Source organism: Prevotella micans F0438, assembly GCF_000243035.1.
Taxonomy (GTDB): Bacteria; Bacteroidota; Bacteroidia; order Bacteroidales; family Bacteroidaceae; genus Prevotella; species Prevotella micans.
This window is the reverse complement of sequence record NZ_JH594523.1, coordinates 509,759-530,197: the sequence shown is the minus strand read 5'-3', so window position 1 is coordinate 530,197 and position 20,439 is coordinate 509,759. Positions and strand designations below refer to the sequence as shown.

Genomic DNA, 20,439 nt, shown 5'->3' with positions numbered 1-20,439 from the left:
CGGAGGTGGAAACTAAAACCAAGAATTTATGAAGAAAAAATTAGTTTTAATCATGGTTCTAGTAACGAACCTAGTTTGTGCAATGGCACAGAAAACCGGTAACACCGGACCGCTCACCTGGAGTTACAACGAAGACAGTAAGGAGCTAAAGATCTCCGGAAAGGGAGATATGCCCAACTACGACTTCGACACCTCACCATGGAAAGAATACAAAGAACAAATCGAACTAATAACCATTGGAGACGATGTAACAGCGATAGGCAATAACGCTTTCTGCAATTGTTTTGCGATAACGGAAATCAACATTCCCAGCAAAGTCACCCGAATCGGCGAAAGCGCTTTCACGTATTGCATATCACTCGAAAAGGTAGTCATCCCCGGAAGTGTGAGAATAATAGACTACGGAGCATTCGAAGACTGTGAGCATCTAACAACACTAACACTCTCGAACGGTCTGGAAAGCATCGAGGGGTTCGCTTTCAAAGGATGCAACAGTATTGAAAGTCTGGTAATCCCAAGAACAGTAACCAACATCGGGCGATGGTCATTCAGCGGATGCGAGACTATTCAGACACTCAAGATTCCCGGAAGCGTAAAGACCATCGGCGACAATGCATTCTCTACCTGTATTAATCTCGTCTCGCTTGAACTTCCCGAAGGACTGGAAACCATAGACGAAGCTGCTTTCAACGGCTGCGAGAAACTCCCCACCGTTCTTATTCCTGCCAGCACCACAACTCTTGGCGGCGGTGTGTTTGCTGATTGCAAGGGCATGACTCAAATAAAAGTAGCCCAAGGAAACCCATCCTATATAGTTGAAAACGACATCCTCTACGACATCAACAAAAGGCACCTAGTTCAATATCCCGCCGGCAAAACAGATGCAACCTTTACTATTCCCTCCAATGTAGAGGCAATAGACAAATTCGCCTTCTGCGGAAACGAGCATCTAACCTCAGTAACCATACACCCCCAGTTAGAAAGCATCGGTTATTTTTCTTTTGCTAGATGCAACGGAATATCCACTTTCAATGTTCCTGCCAAGACTCAAGACATAGGCGAATCGGCATTCCACGATTGCATTAGCCTAACGGCAATAAATATCGACAAAGACAATCCCAATTATGTATCGATAGACGGCGTGCTCTACGATAAGTCGAAATACGTGCTCATGCAATATCCCACAGGCAAAACAGACGCAACATACGTTGCCCCAAGCACTTTAAAGATTCTTGGCAATTACGCCTTCTTCAGCAACTCCAATATCACTTCGATTGATCTACCGGATGGCTTAACCCGCGTAGGTGATTTCGCGTTCGGATGGTGCAGAAACTTGGGTACGCTAACCGTACGAGTGACCGAGCCTGAAGACATCGAGGTAGGATTGATCCCTTTCTTCAGAGGCTCCGGAGCCGTGACGTGCACACTGAGAGTACCCCAGGGAAGCAAAGAAAAATATGAAAGCGTACAAGCCTGGGCTGATTTCGCTCCTAATATCGAAGAACTTGAATCTACCGGTATAGAGCACATCAACGGAACACAGTCATCCATTCCAAACAGTCGCACATACGACCTGAGAGGGATATTAATGAACCCCTCTTTCGACCAACTCCAAAAAGGCATATACATCGTAGATGGTAAGAAAATCATAAAGCGATAGCCACACATAATCGCAACAAATCAAAAAAGAGCTCGGCACAATTAGCCGAGCTCTTTTTATTTCCCCCCAGCCAATCTCCAAACCTCCGAGTCATCGACTGAACTATCTTATGATGAAAAGATAAGTTTGATTTTAAAGTACCGAGTCTGTCTTTAAAGGAATGCATATTCTATATCCATTATATACGTAGGTAAATGATATACATATAAATACGACTCGTCTCTAATGGGGACGTAGCTCTCTACATAGAGCATTCAATATCCCAATAAGTTGGTATTGCGACATCTAATAGCTGAAGTTAACTTTGCACGCACCAAGAACAAGAAACATAACCCTGTTTTTAAATAATAAGAACACTAGCTGGGCTTCATAACATGACCCGAATTTATAAATGGTGGATTAGGTTAACCATGATTTCCATAATCCTCTTTCTTTCGGCTAACTGCGCGCTGGCCGGAACAGTGAAAGGAAAAGTGGTTGATCATTCGAACAACGAAGCGCTACCTTATGCCACCGTGACCGTTATCGACTTCAAAGGCAAGAAATATAATACGGTTACGGATACCGATGGATGGTTCGCGATCGACAACGTGCTCGACGGACGATGCCGGGTAAGGGTGGAGTTTGTGGGATATGTACCTTTTGAACGATTCATACTCCTTAGTGTAGTGGTACCGCTCGAGGTTCGACTCGTACCCGACGAAAAGCAGATAGGCGAGGTTGTTGTCACGGCTCGCGAAGGGCGAGGCATCACCTCATCGTCGGTTATAAACCGACAGGCTATTGAGCATCTTCAGCCGTCGAGCTTCACCGATTTACTTTCGCTGCTCCCCGGCGGTCACAAGTCTCTTCCCGACCTAACCAATGCCAATACCATAACACTTCGGCAGGCGGGAACGGGTAATTCGAACTACGATATCTCGTCGCTCGGAACCATGTTCGTTACCGACGGCGTTCCTATGAGCAGCGACGCGAATATGCAACAGGTGCGTCAGGCGTCGAACACATCGCACGGCGACCTCGACGCAGGGCGCAATCATGTGGGAGCGGGCGTGGACATGCGTACCATCTCGACCGATAATATCGAGAGCGTGGAGGTTATCCGAGGAATTGCACCGGTGGAATATGGCGACATCACGAGCGGAGTAGTCATCATCAAACGAAAACTCAAGCCAACACCGTTCGAGGCGCGGTTCAAGGCCGACGCCTACAGTAAGTTGCTCTACGTAGGAAAGGGTGTTCAGCTGGGCAACTTTATTACCAACCTTAGCGCGGATTATCTTGATGCAAAGGCCGATCCACGCAATTCGCTCAACAATTATAAACGTCTCACACTGTCGGCCCGCCTACAAAACAGTTGGAAGACGTGTGGATGGCAGATACGCTGGCGACAGAATGTGGATTATGCCGGGTCGTTCGACAATCAAAAGTTCGACGCCGAAATTCTTAAGCAAAAAGACGACCGATACCGCAGCTCGTACAATCGATATAGTATAAGCGAATCGTTGCTGGCCATTCCGATACACGATGGAGCGCTGAAGTCGATTAGTCTTGACGCCGCTCTGGCCTACGAGCAGAGTCGCATCGACCAAGACCGCTTTGTGAGTCTTTCGCGCGATGTGGGCGTTTCGACTACACTCGAAGAAGGCGGGCACGACGGAATCTATCTTCCTTATTCCTACGTTTCGCACGTCACTGTCGACGGTAGACCGCTGAATGCCTACGCCAAACTGAAAGCTCTGTTCGGAATAAGAACCGGCAGCTTCACACACGACATAAATTCAGGCGTGGAGTGGAAGATGGACAAGAACTATGGACGCGGACAACAATACAACCCTGCGCGGCCACTCAGTCCAGGGACGCCCTACAGGCCGCGGGATTATGGTAGTATTCCGGCCGGACACGAAATGGGCATCTATGTTCAGGACGTCGTATCTATTGTCCTGGGCGAGCATCAACTGACGGGGTCGATGGGACTGAGAGCGAGCGGGCTACTCAACCTCGACCGGAAATACTCCATGCAAGCCAAACCATATCTCGACCCGCGATTCAATTTCCAATGGCGACTACCGAGCATGGAATTATTCGGACACGAGCTAACGCTCGACATCAATGGCGGATGGGGACGGCAAACGAAATTCCCAACGCTGCTCCAGATTTATCCCGACCGGATTTATAACGACATCATCGAGCTGAATTATTTCAATCTTAACCCAGATTATCGCCGACTTTACTTGAAGACCTACGTCATCGACCCAACGAACTTTGCTCTTGAGCCGGCCCGCAATAACAAATGGGAAGTGCGCCTCGGAGGTGAATGGAACGGCAATACCGTTAGCGTAACATGGTTCAGAGAGGTGTGCTCGTCGGGCTTCCGTTCGTCATCGATTGTCCGCCCGTTCAGCTATCGCGACTACGACGAGCGTTCTATCGCCCCTGGTACGCTCACCGCCCGCCCCGAGCTGAGCGATTTCTCTTATACCGACAAGACCATCCTCGGTCTTTACAGTCGGGTCACTAACGGCAGCAAGCTTGTCAAGGAAGGAATCGAGTGGCAACTATCTACCCGTAGATTCTCCGGAATAAAGACACGCTTCACCGTTAGCGGCGCATATTTCCGTACGCAATATGCTAACAGCGAGCCCATGTTCCGCTCGAACACATCAGCCGTCGTTGCCGGTGTTCCGGTGAACGACCTGTACATCGGTTACTACGATAACTCGTCGGGCACGGTGCGCGAACAGTTCAACACCAACTTCATGGCCGACACACATCTGCCACGTCTCGGGCTCACATTCTCGTTCTCGGCTGAGTGTATGTGGTTCAGCTCATCGCAATCCATGCGCGAAAACGGAGTGCCCACGGCATATATGGCAACCGACGGAAAGATATACCCCTATACCGAAGCGAGCAAGACCGACCCATATCTCAAATGGCTCGAAACACACTATAATCCCGCCTCGTGGGAACGCCACACGGTGCCATTCTATGCGCTCGTGAATCTGAAAGTAACGAAGAACTTCGGTCGATGGATGAAGATTGCTCTCTTCATTGACCGAATGCTCGATTATATGCCCGACTATAAATCAAACTCCGGAATGACTATTCGGCGAACGTCGAAACCGTATTTCGGAATGGAAATGAACATATCAATTTAAGTAATTATGAAATCAATTAAAGTTTTAATGATGCTCACGCTGGCTCTGATATTCGCCGCCTGCTCGAGCGAAGAGCCCAATACTCCTGAACAGGTAACTGTGGGCGTACAATTAGTTCTGCCAAAAGGAATAGACAACGGACAATTCTCCGACTTGACCATTACGTTCACCGAGGTGAACACTGGTAAGCAAACCAAAATTTCCGTTGAGAACGGCAAGCCCGTCACAGCCTTGCTCACCGTTGGACAATATCGTGCCGAAGCCACAGGCAAGCTCACCTACAAGAATGCTCGCGGACTGGAGAAGCACATAAACGTGAAGGCCGTACTTGAATCGCTCACCGTAACCGGGCAAACGCGCGACGTGAACTTGCAGTTCTTCTCGACAACTGAGCCCGAACCCGACCCGGCCGACTACGACTACAAGGGCTTTGTGCTGGCCGAAATATTCTGTGCCGGTACATCGACTCCACAAGGCAGACTTTATAACGCCGACACATATTTCGTCATCTATAATAACACAGATCACGTGCTCTACGCCGATTCGCTCGTGATTGCCGAATCGGATTTCCTAACCGTGTCAAAACAGAACTACACACCCGACATCATGGCAACCGATATGGCCGTGGCTGCACTCTACATGATTCCCGGTTCGGGACACGACGTACCTGTTCAGCCAGGAGGCAAACTGCTCATCGTGAACAATGCCCTCGACCACACCAAGGCTAATCCCAATTCGTGGGACGAGAGTACGGCGAACTATGAATGGTATGATGAATCGACTAACCCGAACTTCTCGGATGTCGACAACGAAAACGTTCCCAATCTGGTGAAGATTTACTGCTACACCAAAACCATTTGGTCACTTCACACACAGGGATTCAAATCGTATGCGCTCGGTCGAATGCACACGAGCATTAAGAAATACCTCACCGACTATGTGTACAATTACAATTATCATATTGTAGCGCCGGGCGGCGAGGCCGATATGACCGGCAAGTCGTACAAACTGCCGAACAACTGGATTCTCGATGCAGTGAACATGAGTGCAAAGACCAAATTCCAATGGAGTGTAGTAGCGCCGAATTTGGATGCAGGTTTCACCTACAGTTCGGAAATCGAACGCGATGGAAATCGATTCAAAAAGAGTGTGCGCCGAAAAGTTGTTAGTCGCGATGGTTCGCGCGCCATTCTCATGGACACGAACAATTCCACAGACGACTTCGAGCCGCAGGCCGGAGCCAATCCGTTCCACCAATTCTAGGTTATGATGTCGAACAGTCGACTAATTCTTCTCGTAACGCTAACGCTGCTGGCTTCGGCTGGCAGCGCCGCTGTTCTGTCGACTGAAGACACACTGTTCAGAGTCGAGCCGACAACGTTGAGCGCCGAGGCTTCCGACAATCTGCTTTTGGGTACGCTCGCGCCGCGCTATTCCATGTCGCGCGTCGTGCTTTCGGCCCATTCCGCTCCAGCCGCCTGGGCTCCCGTTCCGCAACTGGGCAGCGGTGGTCGTGGATTCAATGTCGAGGCCGATATGTTTCAACGTCTCGGCTTGAAAGATGCCGTATGGGGGCGAGCGGCCTATAAAAATGGATGGCGATATGACGTGGTGTGGAATGAAACGTCAGACTTCCGTGAGCTTTATCCCTACGTGATGGGCGACCCCATAGGCGGTGACCTGCAATATGAGCAATACGAATTAAGCGGAGGATATTCCGTTAATTATCGGCGCAGTCAGTTCGGATTCGAGCTAGGATATCGCGCTTTATCGGAATATCGCACCCGCGACCCGCGACCCGGCAATACTACGGCCGACCTGCATGGCCGACTGGCTTACGGATTCTTCATCGGGCCGAACAGCGTTCTGGGTGCGACCCTTTTGCTGGGGAAATACAAGCAAACCAACGAACTCACATTCATGAACGAGCTCGGTGCGAGTCGCGAATATCATCTCACGGGCATAGGCAACGATTTCGTACGTTTTTCGGGCACATCGAACAACGCATTCTATAAAGGTCACAACCTGGGTTTCACCCTCGAGCTTTTGCCCACCGACATGATGCGCGGGCTTTCGGTTAGCCTGGGCTATAACCACACGATGCGCGAGAAAATTTTATCCGACCTCAACCGTCTTCCGCTCAATCGTCTCGACTGCGACGTTCTATCGGCCGAGTTTGTTTGGCAGCAATCGGCCTATGGCATCGGTTTCAACGCGCGCCACAATATTCGTCGCGGCAAGGACAATCTGTTCGGCGAAGCCACTGGCAATGTTTATCCTCAGATTGGCAGCCGACTGCAATATCATGGCAGTGAAACTCGCATTGGCGCATCCGGATTCGGCGAGTTGCGAGCCGGAAGATTCATCTTCACATTAATGCCTTCCGTGTGGTGGACAGCTCTGCGTGGTAAGCACGCCGACTCGGGCAACCGGTTCGAAACATCCGACCTTCTATATGCGCTCCGTTTCAAGATGCGCTTTACGATATCCAAAAATATGCTTGCCACCGACATTCAACTGGGCCGACGAAATAACTTGACTCATAAGCTGGTGCTCAACAAGACGGCCGACGAGGGGCGGCAGTCGACAATGTCGCTCGGCGATGCACTTCGTCGGGTTGACGAATATTATTCTGGTGGCGAAACCGGTATTCGCTTTGCCGCATCATATTCACGCAGCGTTTGGGGCGGCAAGATTCTCGCCCTCCGTCTGGGTTACGAGCGGCGCGGTTATGTAGCCGATGCGGGCAATGAATATTCCGCCGCGGTGAGTTTGCGGTTTTAGCATATATATAAAAGGTGGTGTCGCGCAGACCCGCTGATGCAAAAACAATTTTGCAATTCGGCCACAGACACTCTGGGACGGAAAAACAAAAATGATTTTCGACCGCAGACACTCTGGGATGAAAAAACAAAAATGATTTTCGACCACAGACACTCTGGGATAGAAAAACAAAAATGATTTTCGACCGCAGACACTCTGGGATGAAAAAACAAAAATGATTTTCGGCCGCAGACACTCTGTGACGAAAAAACAAAAGTGATTTTCGGCCGCAGACACTCTGTGACGAAAAAACAAAAATGATTTTCGGCCGCAGACACTCTGGGATAGAAAAACAAAATTGATTTTCGGCCACAGACACTCTGGGACGGAAAAACAAAAATGATTTTCGGCCGCAGACACTCTGGGACGGAAAAACAAAATGATTTTAATTCAATAAACATCCAAGACAATGAAAATAATCTTTACGCTTGCTGCCATACTCATTTCGGGCACGATAGCTGCGCAAACATTCACTTTCTCGGGAGGTTCCGGAACAGAATTCGACCCGTATTTAATTAGCAACCACGCCGACCTCAACGCCCTGAATACGATGACAAACAAGGGCCAAACAATAAACAGATATTATCTGCTAACGAAAGATTTAACCGAACCCTATGACGGACTAATCGGAACCGAGGCCAGCTTCAACGGCCATTTCGATGGCGGGGCGCACTGCATAACCCTCAATATAGATAGAACGTGGGACAGATATCCCGCCGGATTGTTCGGCACCGTTACCCACGGTTCAATTCGTAATCTTGCCGTCGACGGTAAAGTGCGCATCTTCAAAGGCGCCGCCATCGTAGGCAATCCCAGCGGCGAGGCAGTGTTCGAAAATCTGGTGAATTATGCCGACGTCATAGCCACCGACAAATCAGTCCTTTCCGGAGTAGGAGGCGTACTGGGCAATATCGTAGCATTGAAGAAAGACAAATCGGGCGTCACCGTAAAGAACTGCGCCAACTTCGGCACCATTAGCTGTGAAGGCAGCACAGTGGGCGGCGTTATAGGCTACAGCGGACAACAGCAAGGCAACATCCTTCATAATCTGGCAAACTACGGACATGTGGACGCCATGACCCAAATAACTCCTTTCGGTTCACGTCGCGTAGGCGGCGTGGTGGGCAATCCGCTATTCGAAGACAAGGTACACGGACTAGCCAATTTCGGCACCATTTCTAACGATTCTATTTCGGGCTGCATCGGCAACGCCAGTCCCACAGATTTCGGCGAACTGTTCTACGACAGTCAATATTCACCCACGTGTTTCACCATTCCGTCGCAAGCCCGTTCAACCTCCCGAATAATAGGCTATGCACTGAAAGGCGAGCTGTCCGATTCAGCATGGCTATTCGAAGAAGAAATGTTTCCACGCCCCAAAATGAACGGTATGGAATTGTCGCTGAGAGTGAAACTCTATGCCACACCCGTAATCCTCGACGAGGCCGATAGATTGGATAACATAACCCACCCGTTCAAAGTCGTAATGAGGAACGGCGTAACGTGGCAGTCGGAAAACGGACGGGTGAGAATCGCAAACGACGGACAAACTACGCTCGTCAGCGCCGGAACCGATACTCTCGTAGCCCGTTTGGGCAAATATTCGCGTCGCCTACCCATCAAGGTCAACCTACCAACGGGAATAAACGATGTTCAGACTTCCTCAGAATCCGAATACAACACATGGTTCACCCTCACCGGCATAAAACTGTCGGGCGCGCCTTCAACCAAGGGCGTGTATATCCATCGCGGACGAAAAATATTGGTGAAATAAATAACCTTTATAACATAAAAACAATATGAGAAAATTTTATCTATCCCTGTCGGCTCTGCTCCTTGCACTCAGCGCATCAGCCCAGTCGACATTGCCCCAACCAATGATTGGGAAAGCAACAAACATCAGCTCGGACGGCTTCACAGCCAACTGGAAACCCGTGCCAAAAGCCGACGGCTATTGTGTGTTTGTCTACACACAAACACCCGTGATGGCCGACGGCGAACAGGTCATCAACGAAGAAACCTTCTCGGGCATCACCTCCGGCAATATGAACAATCCGCTCGGCGGCGATGAAGATTATGTCGACCTGGCAGCAAAAGGCTACAGCGACACCTATGGCTGGAGCGCCTACGCCCTGCCCACATTCGTAAAAGGAATGGTGGCCGGATTAGTTTATTCACCCTACCTCGACCTTCGGGCCAACGGCGGGAAATATAAGATAATCCTAACCACCCTCAGCACGAACGGCGACATCATCAGAGTTGAAAGTCATGGTCGCGGCGAAAAAGTGGTGCGCGAATATAAAACCCGCATTCCCGGCGGCAATCAAGGAACAAGCATCGATACACTCGAGTTCGATAACGGTTCAAAAGACCTCTTCTTCTCAGTTATAAATATGACCGCAACACCCGGTCGGGCCGACTATCTCGACGGCGTAAAAGTGATACAAAATATGCGAGCTGGCGAGGTAATAAACTCCATGATAACATCCGAGGAAGCCATCGATGCATGGGACGATACAGCGATGGACTCCGTGAAATCATGCCGAATCTCAAAGCTCACATATGCCTACGGAGCAAAGACACTGTTCTACGATATGTACGCAACTCGGCACGACTACTCGCGCCCAAACGGAAAGGTTCCCTACACAGCCATCTACAGTTCGTACTCGGAAATGGTAAAAGTTAATCTCGATGACAAATCATCCGAGATAGTCGACGGCATTGAGCACATATCAAGCGATGTACGTCGGGCCCGTCGGATGCAAGGCGTCTATAACCTGTCGGGACAACGCGTAGATGAAAACTATCGCGGTATAATAATCAAAAACGGAAAGAAAATTATTAATCAATAAACATTCAAAATCATGCAAAAGAAAATTCTACTCGCATTCATGCTCTTCGGTTCCATCGCAACCGCAGGAGTTCAAGCACAAACAAACAACGAACAGAAGCCCGATTCAATTGAAATCGGAGACTTCACTAAATTCATGGACGAGGGCGACAGCGGTAATAACGACCGCACCTATTTCGACGGCATTCCGAACTTTGCACCCGGTTGCTTCGCGTTCGAATACACCGGTTCGCAAATCATCTACACAAAAGACGAATTGCAAGCCGTGGCCGGAAAAGAAATAACGGCCATCAAATATCTCTACATAAACGAGGGCGGATTCGCTGAACGTAACTTCAAGGTGAAAGCCTATCTGCAAGAAATCGACGAGAACAAATTCGTGAAGAATGAGGATAAAAACAAATACGAGTATTTCGACTTCGACGCAACACTCCCGCAATCCTCTTTCGATTACACTTTCTCAGGTTCCGATTCTTATGGACAAAACGTTGAATTCAAACTCCCAATTGAGGAGCCGTTCTTCTATAGCGGCAAGAAAAATCTGCTCGTAACTGTTGTTGTCACCGGTGGCGACAATTCGGATTCATTCAACTATTCAGACGTGCGTTTCTTCAAGATTAAAGACGTTAAGAACAAGTTCGACCACCGTGCAATGACCTTCGCAAGCGACAATCGCAAGTTCGAAGCCTTCCACGAATCAGCTGAATGGCCTATCGATACGAAAGACACTGGCGTGGATGTAGACCAGCCCGTAACGAAGTTCATCTTCCGAGCCAAATCCATTCCGAACGGAATCTCCACCGCCTCAACTTCGGTCGACACTCCCGTTGAATGGTTCACTCCTAGCGGCGTCCGTGTAACTAACCCCAGCCGCGGAATCTTCATTCGCAAGCAAGGCACTTCAATCAGCAAAGTGATTCTATAAACCACCTTTTGCCGGGCGCACATCATGTATGTACGCCCGGCAACGATAACTGTAAAACCTGTTTCTAAAGTTTTCTATTTACATTTGCAACCAAAATTTCCATATATAACAATTCGATGAAGATTGAAATACGTTCCCTTTTCATAATGTCTCTCACTGTTGCGTTGCTCACATCATGCCTGAAAGACTACGACGAAACAGGCGGAGAAGGCTATAGCGACAGCGCTATTATTTCGTTTTCGTTAGGCATATTGAAACAAAAACGCGATACCTTATCAAAACGCGGTACAGACAGTACCTACACAGCTAAAATCAAGGGGGATAAATTCAAATTCTATATTGACCAAAACAATTCAATCATATACAATCCTGATTCACTGCCTTATGGTACGAAAACAGACCATGTTCTCACTATCATAAAAGCAAAGAATGCTGGAAGCATAATGTGGAAATCTCTCAAGAGCGATTCAACGAAATATTATTCGTCCAAAGACTCAGTAGACCTTCGTCAATCTCGTATACTAAGAGTTCGTGCCCAAAACAGAACCGGCTACAGGGACTACACTGTCAAAGTGAATGTCCACAAGCAAAAACCCGAAGTGTTCGTGTGGATGGCTTTGGGAAGCAATGCAGACTTGGCCTCGCTGACGGCGACAAAGGCCATTGTTTGCGGTGACAATGTGTTTGTATTTGGTCAGAATGGTGGTCAGACTGTAGGCTATAAAACCTCAATAACTGATGGTCGTACCTGGACGGCTCTACCCGTTACATTTACATCGGATGCCTATAAAAGTGCGATTGTTCAAGGCAAAACGGTTTATATCTCTGATAACGGTACGGTTAAATATTCTTCAGATGGCAACACCTGGCAAACATCAGGTACGAATACAGATTTAGTACGACTTGTTGCATCAAGTACGAAGGAACTCTACGGCCTATCGACTCATGGTGGTCTTATGGTTTCCAAGGATAACGGAGCAACCTGGACTGACGAACAATTGGACGATAGCAAAACTCTCATTCCATCGGACAATATTGCTTATACCTATCGACCAATTACAACTAACGATTCTATAGACCGTGTTTTGCTAGCTGGAAGTGCGACAGGGCAAGATAAACTTGTTGTATGGACTAAGCTGGCAGATTATTCCAAAAAGGCTTTCAACTATGCTTGGGCATACGTAGACATCGCTGATAATCATTATGCTCTCCCTATCCTCACAGGATTGTCAATGGCTACATACGACAATGGAATCATAGCTTTAGGAATGAAAGACGGCAAGATGATAGAACCAATGATTAGTCGCGACGGCGGAATCAGCTGGCGAAAAGCTAAAGCACACACAGTACCCGCAGATGCCGCGAATTTTACCACATTCACAAGTACGGTAGACAGTTCGAACTTCATTTGGATTATAGGCAATGGTAAGGTTTGGCGTGGTAGGCTTAACCGCCTAGGATGGACAAGCCCGCAGAAATCGTTTGAGAGATAAACATTACACCTTTACTATTAGGGGTATGAAGCATCTCGTTATTTTCATCCTACTTCTCATAGCGTCTGCACACACTAAAGCGCAAAGCGATCCGGAATATAGAATGGAATTTGGTGTAGGAATTGGAACTATGGGATATATCGGTGATTTCAATAATTCACCTTTCAAATCGCTTAAGCCGATGGGCAGCATTATATTTCGCTATGTATTGAATCCTTATATGGGAATGCGAGTAAATGCTTCGTATGGAAAAATAAAAGGGACATCGAGAGGCGTCAAAAGCTATTATCCGAACTTTACCCTCCAACCTTATGAATTCAACAACACAATGATAGGTTTGGATGTGGGTTATGAATACAACTTCTGGCCTTATGGCACCGGACGTGATTACAGAGGCGCAAAACCAATAACCCCGTTTCTCACTGTAGGGCTTGGAGCAAATTATGTAAAATTGAATAGTGGAAGTACAATATTCTCGGCCAACCTTCCGTTAGGGGGCGGAGTAAAATACAAGATAAATGAACGTCTGAACCTCGGCTTGGAGTGGTTGATACACTTTTCGTTCAGCGATAAGTTAGACGGACAAAAAGACCCTTACGGAATACAGAGTAGCGGTTTATTCAAAAATACCGATTGCTATTCAACTCTTCACTTGACACTTACCTACAGCTTTATGGCTAAATGTATAACCTGTCATAATGAAGATGAATAGCTCAACAGTACATACACAATAGATAATTCTTGTAAGACATGGCGGAAGAACTGGATAAGACACGTGTCCCACAGCATATAGCTATCATTATGGATGGTAATGGCAGATGGGCGACAGAACGCAATAAGCCTCGTTCATATGGGCATCAGGCTGGTGTCGATACAGTACGTCGAATCACTTCGGAATGCGTTAGGTTAGGGGTAAAATATCTTACTCTGTACACTTTCTCTACGGAGAATTGGAATCGACCTGTCGATGAGATTTCCGCTCTTATGGGATTAGTTCTATCATCGCTTGAGGATGAAATCTTCATGAAAAACAATGTTAGATTTCAGGTTATCGGTGATATACAAAGACTTCCTCGGGAAGTTCAAGATAAACTCCGAGAAACAATGAAACATACCAGTCGGAACTCGGCCATGACAATGGTAGTTGCACTTAGCTATTCATCACGTTGGGAAATAACAAAGGCATGTAAGGCTATAACGAAAGAAATATTGGCTAAATCTGGAAACAAAAGTATCTCGAAAGATGAGTTAGCTAACTTAATTACAGAAGAAAATATAAACGGGCATTTAGAAACAGCTTTTATGCCCGACCCAGACTTGCTGATACGTACCGGCGGCGAACTTCGCATATCAAACTATATGCTTTGGCAGTTAGCCTATTCGGAATTGTATTTCTGCAATACCTATTGGCCAGATTTCGATGAAAACGACTTGCACAAGGCCATATCAAGTTTCCAAAACAGGCAACGCAGATTTGGAAGAACGGAGAAACAAGTTGAAAACGAGAAACAAGACACTGAATAAATGAACAATATATATAAAGCCATCATCTTTTTGATATTCTTTGTTGGAACAAGCCAACAACTAAAAGCACAGCAAACAGTAGTGAAACCTTCGGTGACATATGCAAGTAATCCGGAGACATACAGATTGGCTGGACTTATAGCATCAGGAGTCGAAGGCTATGAAGATTATGTTCTAACTGGAATCTCGGGACTTGTTATTGGGCAAACAATAGAAATACCAGGGACTGCGATAACCGATGCTGTTAAGCGATATTGGAAGCACGGACTCTTTTCGGATGTAGCTATAACAATCGATTCGATTATCGGAGAAAACATATATCTGCAAGTACATCTCAAAACACGTCCACGCGTGTCGTCTATCAACTATATTGGATTGAAGAAAAACGAAATGAACGACATGGAGAAGAAACTAGGATTACTTAAAGGTGGACAAATCACTCCCAACATGATTGCGAGGGCTAAGAAAATTGCTAAGAAATATTTCGATGATAAAGGTTACAAAGATGCAGACATAGATATCCGTCAATGTGAAGATGTGACAAACAAGAATCAGGTTATACTAGACATTGAAATCGATAAAAAACAAAAGAAAAGAATCCGCCAAATCATAATCGACGGCGACAAACAGCTCGGTGACAAAAAAATCAAAGGAACGTTCCTCACTAAGGGAGCATTCAAAAAAACGCATGAAGCCGGTAAGTTGGCTAACATCTTGAAATCTAAGAAATACACTCCTGAGCGTTGGGCCGAAGATAAGAAAAACCTCATCAACAAATACAACGAATATGGTTTCCGCGACGCCACCATCATCCGTGACAGCATTTGGAATGCTGATGATAAGCATGTGAGTATTTATATAAAAGTCGACGAGGGGAAAAAATATTATATCCGTAACATAACATGGGTTGGTAACACAGTTTATTCTACCGACTACCTATCACGGTTGCTCAACATAAACAAAGGAGATGTTTACAATCAGAAATACCTTGACAAACGTCTACGCGAAGATGAAGATGCAGTGGGCAATGCCTATTGGAATAACGGCTACATGTTCTATAATCTACAACCCACAGAGGTTAATATTGTAGGCGATTCCATCGATCTGGAAATGCGAATCTTTGAAGGACAACAGGCTCACGTAAACCACGTGCGTATCAACGGAAACGACCGCATTTATGAAAATGTTGTTCGTCGTGAGATTCGAACTAAGCCCGGTGACCTTTTCTCAAAAGAAGCATTACAAAGATCTGTGCGTGAGCTTGCATCCATGGGACACTTCGACCCAGAAGCCATCGAGCCCGACATCAGACCGGATTATGAGAATGGAACGGTCGATATAAACTGGAATCTCAAACAAAAGTCTAACGACCAAGTAGAGTTCTCACTTGGATGGGGACAAACAGGATTACTGGGACGCGTCGGCCTTAAGCTCAACAACTTCTCCATGGCAAACCTCTTCAACAAGAATCGTGACCGACGCGGAATTCTGCCTGTCGGAGATGGAGAAGTTCTCTCTCTCGGACTCCAAACAAATGCAAGATACTACCAAAGCTACAATGCTCAGTATTCTACAAACTGGCTCGGGGGCAAGCGTCCCGTGCAATTCTCGGTCGGCATCTACTTCTCAAAGCAAACCAACGTAGCCAGCAATTATTATAACAGAGGTTACATGCAGAACTATTATAACTATCAGTATGGCTACGGAAGCTATGGCAACTACTACAACAACTACGAGAACTATCTTGACCCGAATAGCTACGTGAAGCTCTTCGGAGCGAATGTAGGATGGGGTAAACGGCTCAGTTGGCCCGACGACTATTTCACACTCTCGCTAATGATTTCCTATCAGCGCTACATGCTCAAAAACTGGAGTTATTTCATAATGTCGAACGGTTCTGCAAACAACTTGAACCTCAACATATCGCTCAACAGAACATCGACAGACAACCAGTTATTCCCCCGCCGAGGCTCCGAGTTCACAACATCATTAACAATCACCCCACCATGGTCGAGCTGGGATGGAAAAGACTACCGTAACCTGGCCAACGACCCCAACTCACCAAACTATTCGCGAGAGCAACAAGAAAAATACAAATGGGTGGAATACCATAAATGGAAATTCAAAGCTCGTATGTTCACCCCGCTCACAAACGGAACGAAATGCTTTGTGCTGATGACTCGCGTAGAGCTCGGTTTGCTCGGAAACTACAACAAATACAAGAAGAGTCCTTTCGAAACCTATTATGTCGGAGGCGACGGTATGAGTGGCTATACCGCTAACTATCCCACCGAAACTATAGGTTTGCGAGGTTATGAAAACGGCTCCCTAACCCCACGCGGACAGGAAGGTTACGCCTACGATCGCTTCACACTTGAGTTACGCTATCCGTTCCTACTCGGCAATACCACTGTATACGGACTGGGATTTGTCGAAGCTGGTAATGCATGGAGCAGTGTCAAAGACTTCAATCCATTCGACATGAAACGTTCGGCTGGTGTGGGTGTTCGCATCTACCTGCCGATGATAGGCCTGATCGGGTTCGACTGGGCATATGGATTCGACAAAGTTCTAGGAGAAAACGGATTCGAGAAAGGCGGAAGTAAGTTCCACTTCGTGCTCGGACAGGAATTCTAATCAACAAATCAAATTTATTAAGGTTATGAAAAAAACAGCAGTAAAACTAACGAAGGTCCTGTTCCTTCTGTGCATCTTGGCTCTTTTGCCTATGAAGACTAACGCACAAAAGTTTGCATTGATCGATATGGAATACATCCTTAGTCAGGTGCCAGCCTACGAACGCGCCAACGAACAGCTCAATCAAGTGAGTAAAAAATGGCAGGCCGAAGTCGAAGCCCTTAACACCGAAGCAGGCACAATGTATAAAAACTACCAAAACGAGGTTGTTTTCCTCTCGCAAGAGCAGAAGAAGAAAAAGCAGGAAGAAATAATGGCTAAGGAAAAGGAAGCCTCCGAGCTGAAACGAAAATATTTCGGCCCCGAGGGTGAGCTTTTCAAAAAACGCCAAAGCCTCATCTCGCCCATTCAGGACGAAATATACAATGCCGTGAAAGACATTTCCGACCAACGCGGTTACAGTCTCATCATCGACCGCTCGAGTGCCTCTTCCGGAATAATCTACGGATCACCCAAGATAGACATAAGCAACGAAGTGCTTCAGAAATTGGGCTATGCCAATCAATGAGCATTTCAACGTTCACAAGAAATAGAAATCATTTAAACATAAAAGAAAGATGAAGAAACTAGTTTTAATGTTGATGTTGTGCGCACCCATGACGATGTTCGCACAGAAGTTCGGACACCTCGACTCACAAGCCCTTTTACAATCGCTTCCCGAAGCAACCGCAGTGCAGAGTAAACTCGAAGCCAAGGGCAAGGAATACGAAAAACAGCTCACCGACATGCAAAACGAGCTACAACGTAAGGCCGAGGAATACGACAAAACAAAGAGTACAATGAATGCCACTAAGCAAGCCGAAACCGAGAAAGAGCTGCAAGATATGTACACCAAAATTCAGCAAACGGCTCAAGACAACCAGAAAGCATTCACCGAAGAGCAGCAGCGCGAGCTAGGCCCAGTACTCGACAAGGTTCGCAACGCCATCGCAGCAGTAGCCAAGGCTGGAAACTATGTCTACATAATGGAGAAAGCAGCCGGTCAGCCGCTCTACATAAACGAAACTCTCAGCAAAGACGTAACAGCCGAAGTTAAGGCTCAACTAGCAAAAGCAAAGTAAACTTCAAGTTCAGAGAATTCAACCCAGGGTGAGGCCACCGCATGAGAATCCTTTCAGCGAAGCCTCACCTTTTTAATGCCAGATCGGATATGCTCGCTATTCCGATGCCGTTACCCCCAAACGATCATTAAAAAGACGTGCGTTCGGCTTAAGAATCACGATAGCATCGCTTCTTGGTAAACGGACATCATAACATAAGTCTCATAGGGATGACACGGACTCTCTACCGTACTCATTGTGTTCTCATAATTTGAGGATTGCCCTGCCCACCTACAGCCTGTCGCCCCCTTCGAGATTCTATGAGTTGCGCGTTTATTTACACAAAGATTGCGCCTTATCGGACTTTACCGCCAGCTTGTAATCTATCGCCTCTCCCAAGCCTACCTGGAACGGTAATCGTTCTCTCAACGAAACAGCAAGTGTTGACTCGACGAAACAGCAATCATCCTCAATCTAATCGACATTTGTCGTTTAGGTTAATCGGCATTTGTCGTTTAAGTTGGTCGACGTTTGCCATTTAAGTTAATCGGCGTTTATCGTTTAAGTTGGTCGATAACTACTCTTCGCCAGTATTGACGGAACCCCGAAGGGGTGGCGAGACCACAGGCAGGCGGTAGAGCGACAGCAGAACCCCTGCAACTCACACCATCAAATAGAGAGCCACGAAAGGGCGACGGACTCCCCAAATTATACCCATTCCGACGCCCTTTTAGTCGCAAAAGAATATCTTTACACTCCGAATCCTCATTCAGAGAAATAGACACAACTTCAAATAACAAACAAAGAACATGAAAAAGATTATCCTCACCATCATCTGCGTCGTCTTCCCCTTGATTGCGGGCGCGCAAGGAATCAAATTTGCCTATTTCAGCTACGAAGAAGTACTGAAAGCAATGCCCGAATACACCACGGCTACAAAAAGTGTAGCCGAACTACGGGCCAAATACGATGCCGAACTCAAACGCGCCGAGGACGATTTCAATAGCAAATACGAAGACTTCCTCGACGGACAACGCTCTTTCGCACCCTCTATCCTCCGTAAACGACAAGCTGAACTGCAGGACATCATGGACAAGAACATCGTCTTCAAACGTGAAGTCGACAGACTCCTAAAACAGGCCGAAGCCGATGCCTATACACCAGTTAAACGCAAACTCGACGCTGTTCTGCGCGAGATGGGCAGACAAGCAGGATACGCTTTCATTATCAATACTGACAATAATTCGCTGCCCTATGCGAACTCGGCCATGGGCGAAAATATAACCGAATCTCTCAAAGCCGCCCTTAGATAGACCGAACAATCAGCAAATAAATGAAAGAAAACCTAGCACACGGCCCTGGCCCAATCGGAATATTCGATTCGGGATATGGTGGACTGACAATTCTCCACTCCATACGCGCCTTGTTGCCCGAATACGACTATGTCTACCTAGGCGACAACGCCCGTGCACCTTATGGCTCACGGTCGTTCGACGTTGTCTATCAATTCACCCGGCAAGCAGTGATGAGACTCTTCAGAATGGGTTGTCAACTGGTTATCCTGGCTTGCAACACCGCCTCTGCAAAAGCTCTGCGAACCATTCAAATGAACGACTTGCCGGCCGTAGCCCCAGCCCGACGCGTACTAGGCGTAATCAGACCTACGGCCGAAATCATCGGCCATCTCACCCGCTCTGGTCACGTGGGAATCCTCGCAACCGAAGGCACAATCCGCAGCCAAAGCTATTCTATGGAGATAAAGAAACTCTGGCCAAACATTACAACAACCGGGGTTGCATGCCCACTCTGGGTTCCGATAATCGAAAACAACGAAGCCGATAGCCCGGGTGCCGACTACTTCGTACAAAAACGCATCAACACCATCATGCAGCTCGACTCGGCAATCGATACCATCATCCTCGGCTGCACGCACTATCCCATACTTTTGCCGAAGATTAACCGCTACATTCCCGCAAGCGTGTCCGTCGTGGCACAAGGCGAATACGTTGCTCGAAGCCTACAAAATTATCTGGTTCGCCATCCCGCGATGAACGAACTATGCACACGCGGTAGAACAGCACGCTACTTTACAACCGAAAACAAAACTAAATTCAAAGAAAGCGCCCGAATATTCCTTGCCGAAGATATCGACGTAGCGCACATAGAACTGGAACTATAAAAACCTCGTGCAAAAAAGTGTATAGCCTCCTGCAATGTCTTGCAGGAGGCTATCTTTCTTGAATATTTCAACTCTGGGGAACTCTACCG

General features: G+C 47.1%; 15 protein-coding genes. All 15 read left to right on the top strand.

Annotation, left to right across the window (positions count from 1 at the left end):
* The first annotated feature begins 28 nt into the window (after positions 1 to 28).
* The 15 genes from HMPREF9140_RS09885 (at position 29) to murI (ending at position 20,350) form a co-directional block, all read left to right on the top strand.
* On the top strand, positions 29 to 1,660 hold the full coding sequence (locus HMPREF9140_RS09885) for a leucine-rich repeat domain-containing protein (RefSeq protein WP_154648537.1): 1,632 nt from the start codon (positions 29 to 31) through the stop codon (positions 1,658 to 1,660).
* Between the two features lie 374 nt (positions 1,661 to 2,034).
* On the top strand, positions 2,035 to 4,818 hold the full coding sequence (locus HMPREF9140_RS09880; RefSeq protein WP_006953774.1) for a TonB-dependent receptor: 2,784 nt from the start codon (positions 2,035 to 2,037) through the stop codon (positions 4,816 to 4,818).
* A gap of 6 nt (positions 4,819 to 4,824) precedes the next feature.
* Entirely contained in the window at positions 4,825 to 6,081 is a 1,257-nt protein-coding gene (locus HMPREF9140_RS09875; protein ID WP_018571978.1) for a DUF4876 domain-containing protein, read from the top strand.
* A gap of 3 nt (positions 6,082 to 6,084) precedes the next feature.
* A complete protein-coding gene (locus HMPREF9140_RS09870) occupies positions 6,085 to 7,602 on the top strand; it encodes a DUF6850 family outer membrane beta-barrel protein (RefSeq protein ID WP_006953770.1) in 1,518 nt (505 codons plus the stop codon).
* A 448-nt stretch (positions 7,603 to 8,050) separates the two neighbouring features.
* Complete coding sequence (locus HMPREF9140_RS09865; protein ID WP_006953766.1) at positions 8,051 to 9,415, top strand: hypothetical protein; 1,365 nt, start codon at positions 8,051 to 8,053, stop codon at positions 9,413 to 9,415.
* A gap of 25 nt (positions 9,416 to 9,440) precedes the next feature.
* Positions 9,441 to 10,493, top strand: coding sequence for a hypothetical protein (locus HMPREF9140_RS09860; protein WP_006953764.1), 1,053 nt, complete (start codon positions 9,441 to 9,443; stop codon positions 10,491 to 10,493).
* Between the two features lie 12 nt (positions 10,494 to 10,505).
* A complete protein-coding gene (locus HMPREF9140_RS09855) occupies positions 10,506 to 11,417 on the top strand; it encodes a hypothetical protein (protein WP_006953762.1) in 912 nt (303 codons plus the stop codon).
* A gap of 116 nt (positions 11,418 to 11,533) precedes the next feature.
* Positions 11,534 to 12,910 (top strand): DUF6242 domain-containing protein, encoded by a 1,377-nt coding sequence (locus HMPREF9140_RS09850; protein ID WP_006953759.1) that lies wholly within the window; start codon positions 11,534 to 11,536, stop codon positions 12,908 to 12,910.
* Positions 12,911 to 12,935: 25 nt separating this feature from the next.
* On the top strand, positions 12,936 to 13,622 hold the full coding sequence (gene porG, locus HMPREF9140_RS09845; RefSeq protein WP_006953757.1) for a type IX secretion system protein PorG: 687 nt from the start codon (positions 12,936 to 12,938) through the stop codon (positions 13,620 to 13,622).
* A 38-nt stretch (positions 13,623 to 13,660) separates the two neighbouring features.
* Complete coding sequence (locus tag HMPREF9140_RS09840; RefSeq protein WP_006953755.1) at positions 13,661 to 14,434, top strand: isoprenyl transferase; 774 nt, start codon at positions 13,661 to 13,663, stop codon at positions 14,432 to 14,434.
* The gene (locus HMPREF9140_RS09835) at positions 14,435 to 17,071 is read left to right on the top strand and encodes a BamA/OMP85 family outer membrane protein (RefSeq protein WP_006953753.1); all 2,637 of its coding nucleotides are present in this window, start codon (positions 14,435 to 14,437) and stop codon (positions 17,069 to 17,071) included.
* Between the two features lie 25 nt (positions 17,072 to 17,096).
* Positions 17,097 to 17,639 (top strand): OmpH family outer membrane protein, encoded by a 543-nt coding sequence (locus HMPREF9140_RS09830; RefSeq protein ID WP_006953751.1) that lies wholly within the window; start codon positions 17,097 to 17,099, stop codon positions 17,637 to 17,639.
* A 49-nt stretch (positions 17,640 to 17,688) separates the two neighbouring features.
* Positions 17,689 to 18,192, top strand: coding sequence for an OmpH family outer membrane protein (locus tag HMPREF9140_RS09825; protein ID WP_006953749.1), 504 nt, complete (start codon positions 17,689 to 17,691; stop codon positions 18,190 to 18,192).
* A gap of 788 nt (positions 18,193 to 18,980) precedes the next feature.
* Entirely contained in the window at positions 18,981 to 19,484 is a 504-nt protein-coding gene (locus tag HMPREF9140_RS09820) for an OmpH family outer membrane protein (protein WP_006953748.1), read from the top strand.
* A 20-nt stretch (positions 19,485 to 19,504) separates the two neighbouring features.
* Positions 19,505 to 20,350, top strand: coding sequence for a glutamate racemase (gene murI / locus HMPREF9140_RS09815; protein WP_006953747.1), 846 nt, complete (start codon positions 19,505 to 19,507; stop codon positions 20,348 to 20,350).
* The last annotated feature ends 89 nt before the right edge of the window (positions 20,351 to 20,439 follow it).

Coding starts and splice junctions, on each gene's coding strand:
- HMPREF9140_RS09885 (WP_154648537.1), top strand. CDS start 29: ATGAAGAAAAAATTAGTTTTAATCATGGTTCTAGTAACGAACCTAGTT.
- HMPREF9140_RS09880 (WP_006953774.1), top strand. CDS start 2,035: ATGACCCGAATTTATAAATGGTGGATTAGGTTAACCATGATTTCCATA.
- HMPREF9140_RS09875 (WP_018571978.1), top strand. CDS start 4,825: ATGAAATCAATTAAAGTTTTAATGATGCTCACGCTGGCTCTGATATTC.
- HMPREF9140_RS09870 (WP_006953770.1), top strand. CDS start 6,085: ATGATGTCGAACAGTCGACTAATTCTTCTCGTAACGCTAACGCTGCTG.
- HMPREF9140_RS09865 (WP_006953766.1), top strand. CDS start 8,051: ATGAAAATAATCTTTACGCTTGCTGCCATACTCATTTCGGGCACGATA.
- HMPREF9140_RS09860 (WP_006953764.1), top strand. CDS start 9,441: ATGAGAAAATTTTATCTATCCCTGTCGGCTCTGCTCCTTGCACTCAGC.
- HMPREF9140_RS09855 (WP_006953762.1), top strand. CDS start 10,506: ATGCAAAAGAAAATTCTACTCGCATTCATGCTCTTCGGTTCCATCGCA.
- HMPREF9140_RS09850 (WP_006953759.1), top strand. CDS start 11,534: ATGAAGATTGAAATACGTTCCCTTTTCATAATGTCTCTCACTGTTGCG.
- porG (WP_006953757.1), top strand. CDS start 12,936: ATGAAGCATCTCGTTATTTTCATCCTACTTCTCATAGCGTCTGCACAC.
- HMPREF9140_RS09840 (WP_006953755.1), top strand. CDS start 13,661: ATGGCGGAAGAACTGGATAAGACACGTGTCCCACAGCATATAGCTATC.
- HMPREF9140_RS09835 (WP_006953753.1), top strand. CDS start 14,435: ATGAACAATATATATAAAGCCATCATCTTTTTGATATTCTTTGTTGGA.
- HMPREF9140_RS09830 (WP_006953751.1), top strand. CDS start 17,097: ATGAAAAAAACAGCAGTAAAACTAACGAAGGTCCTGTTCCTTCTGTGC.
- HMPREF9140_RS09825 (WP_006953749.1), top strand. CDS start 17,689: ATGAAGAAACTAGTTTTAATGTTGATGTTGTGCGCACCCATGACGATG.
- HMPREF9140_RS09820 (WP_006953748.1), top strand. CDS start 18,981: ATGAAAAAGATTATCCTCACCATCATCTGCGTCGTCTTCCCCTTGATT.
- murI (WP_006953747.1), top strand. CDS start 19,505: ATGAAAGAAAACCTAGCACACGGCCCTGGCCCAATCGGAATATTCGAT.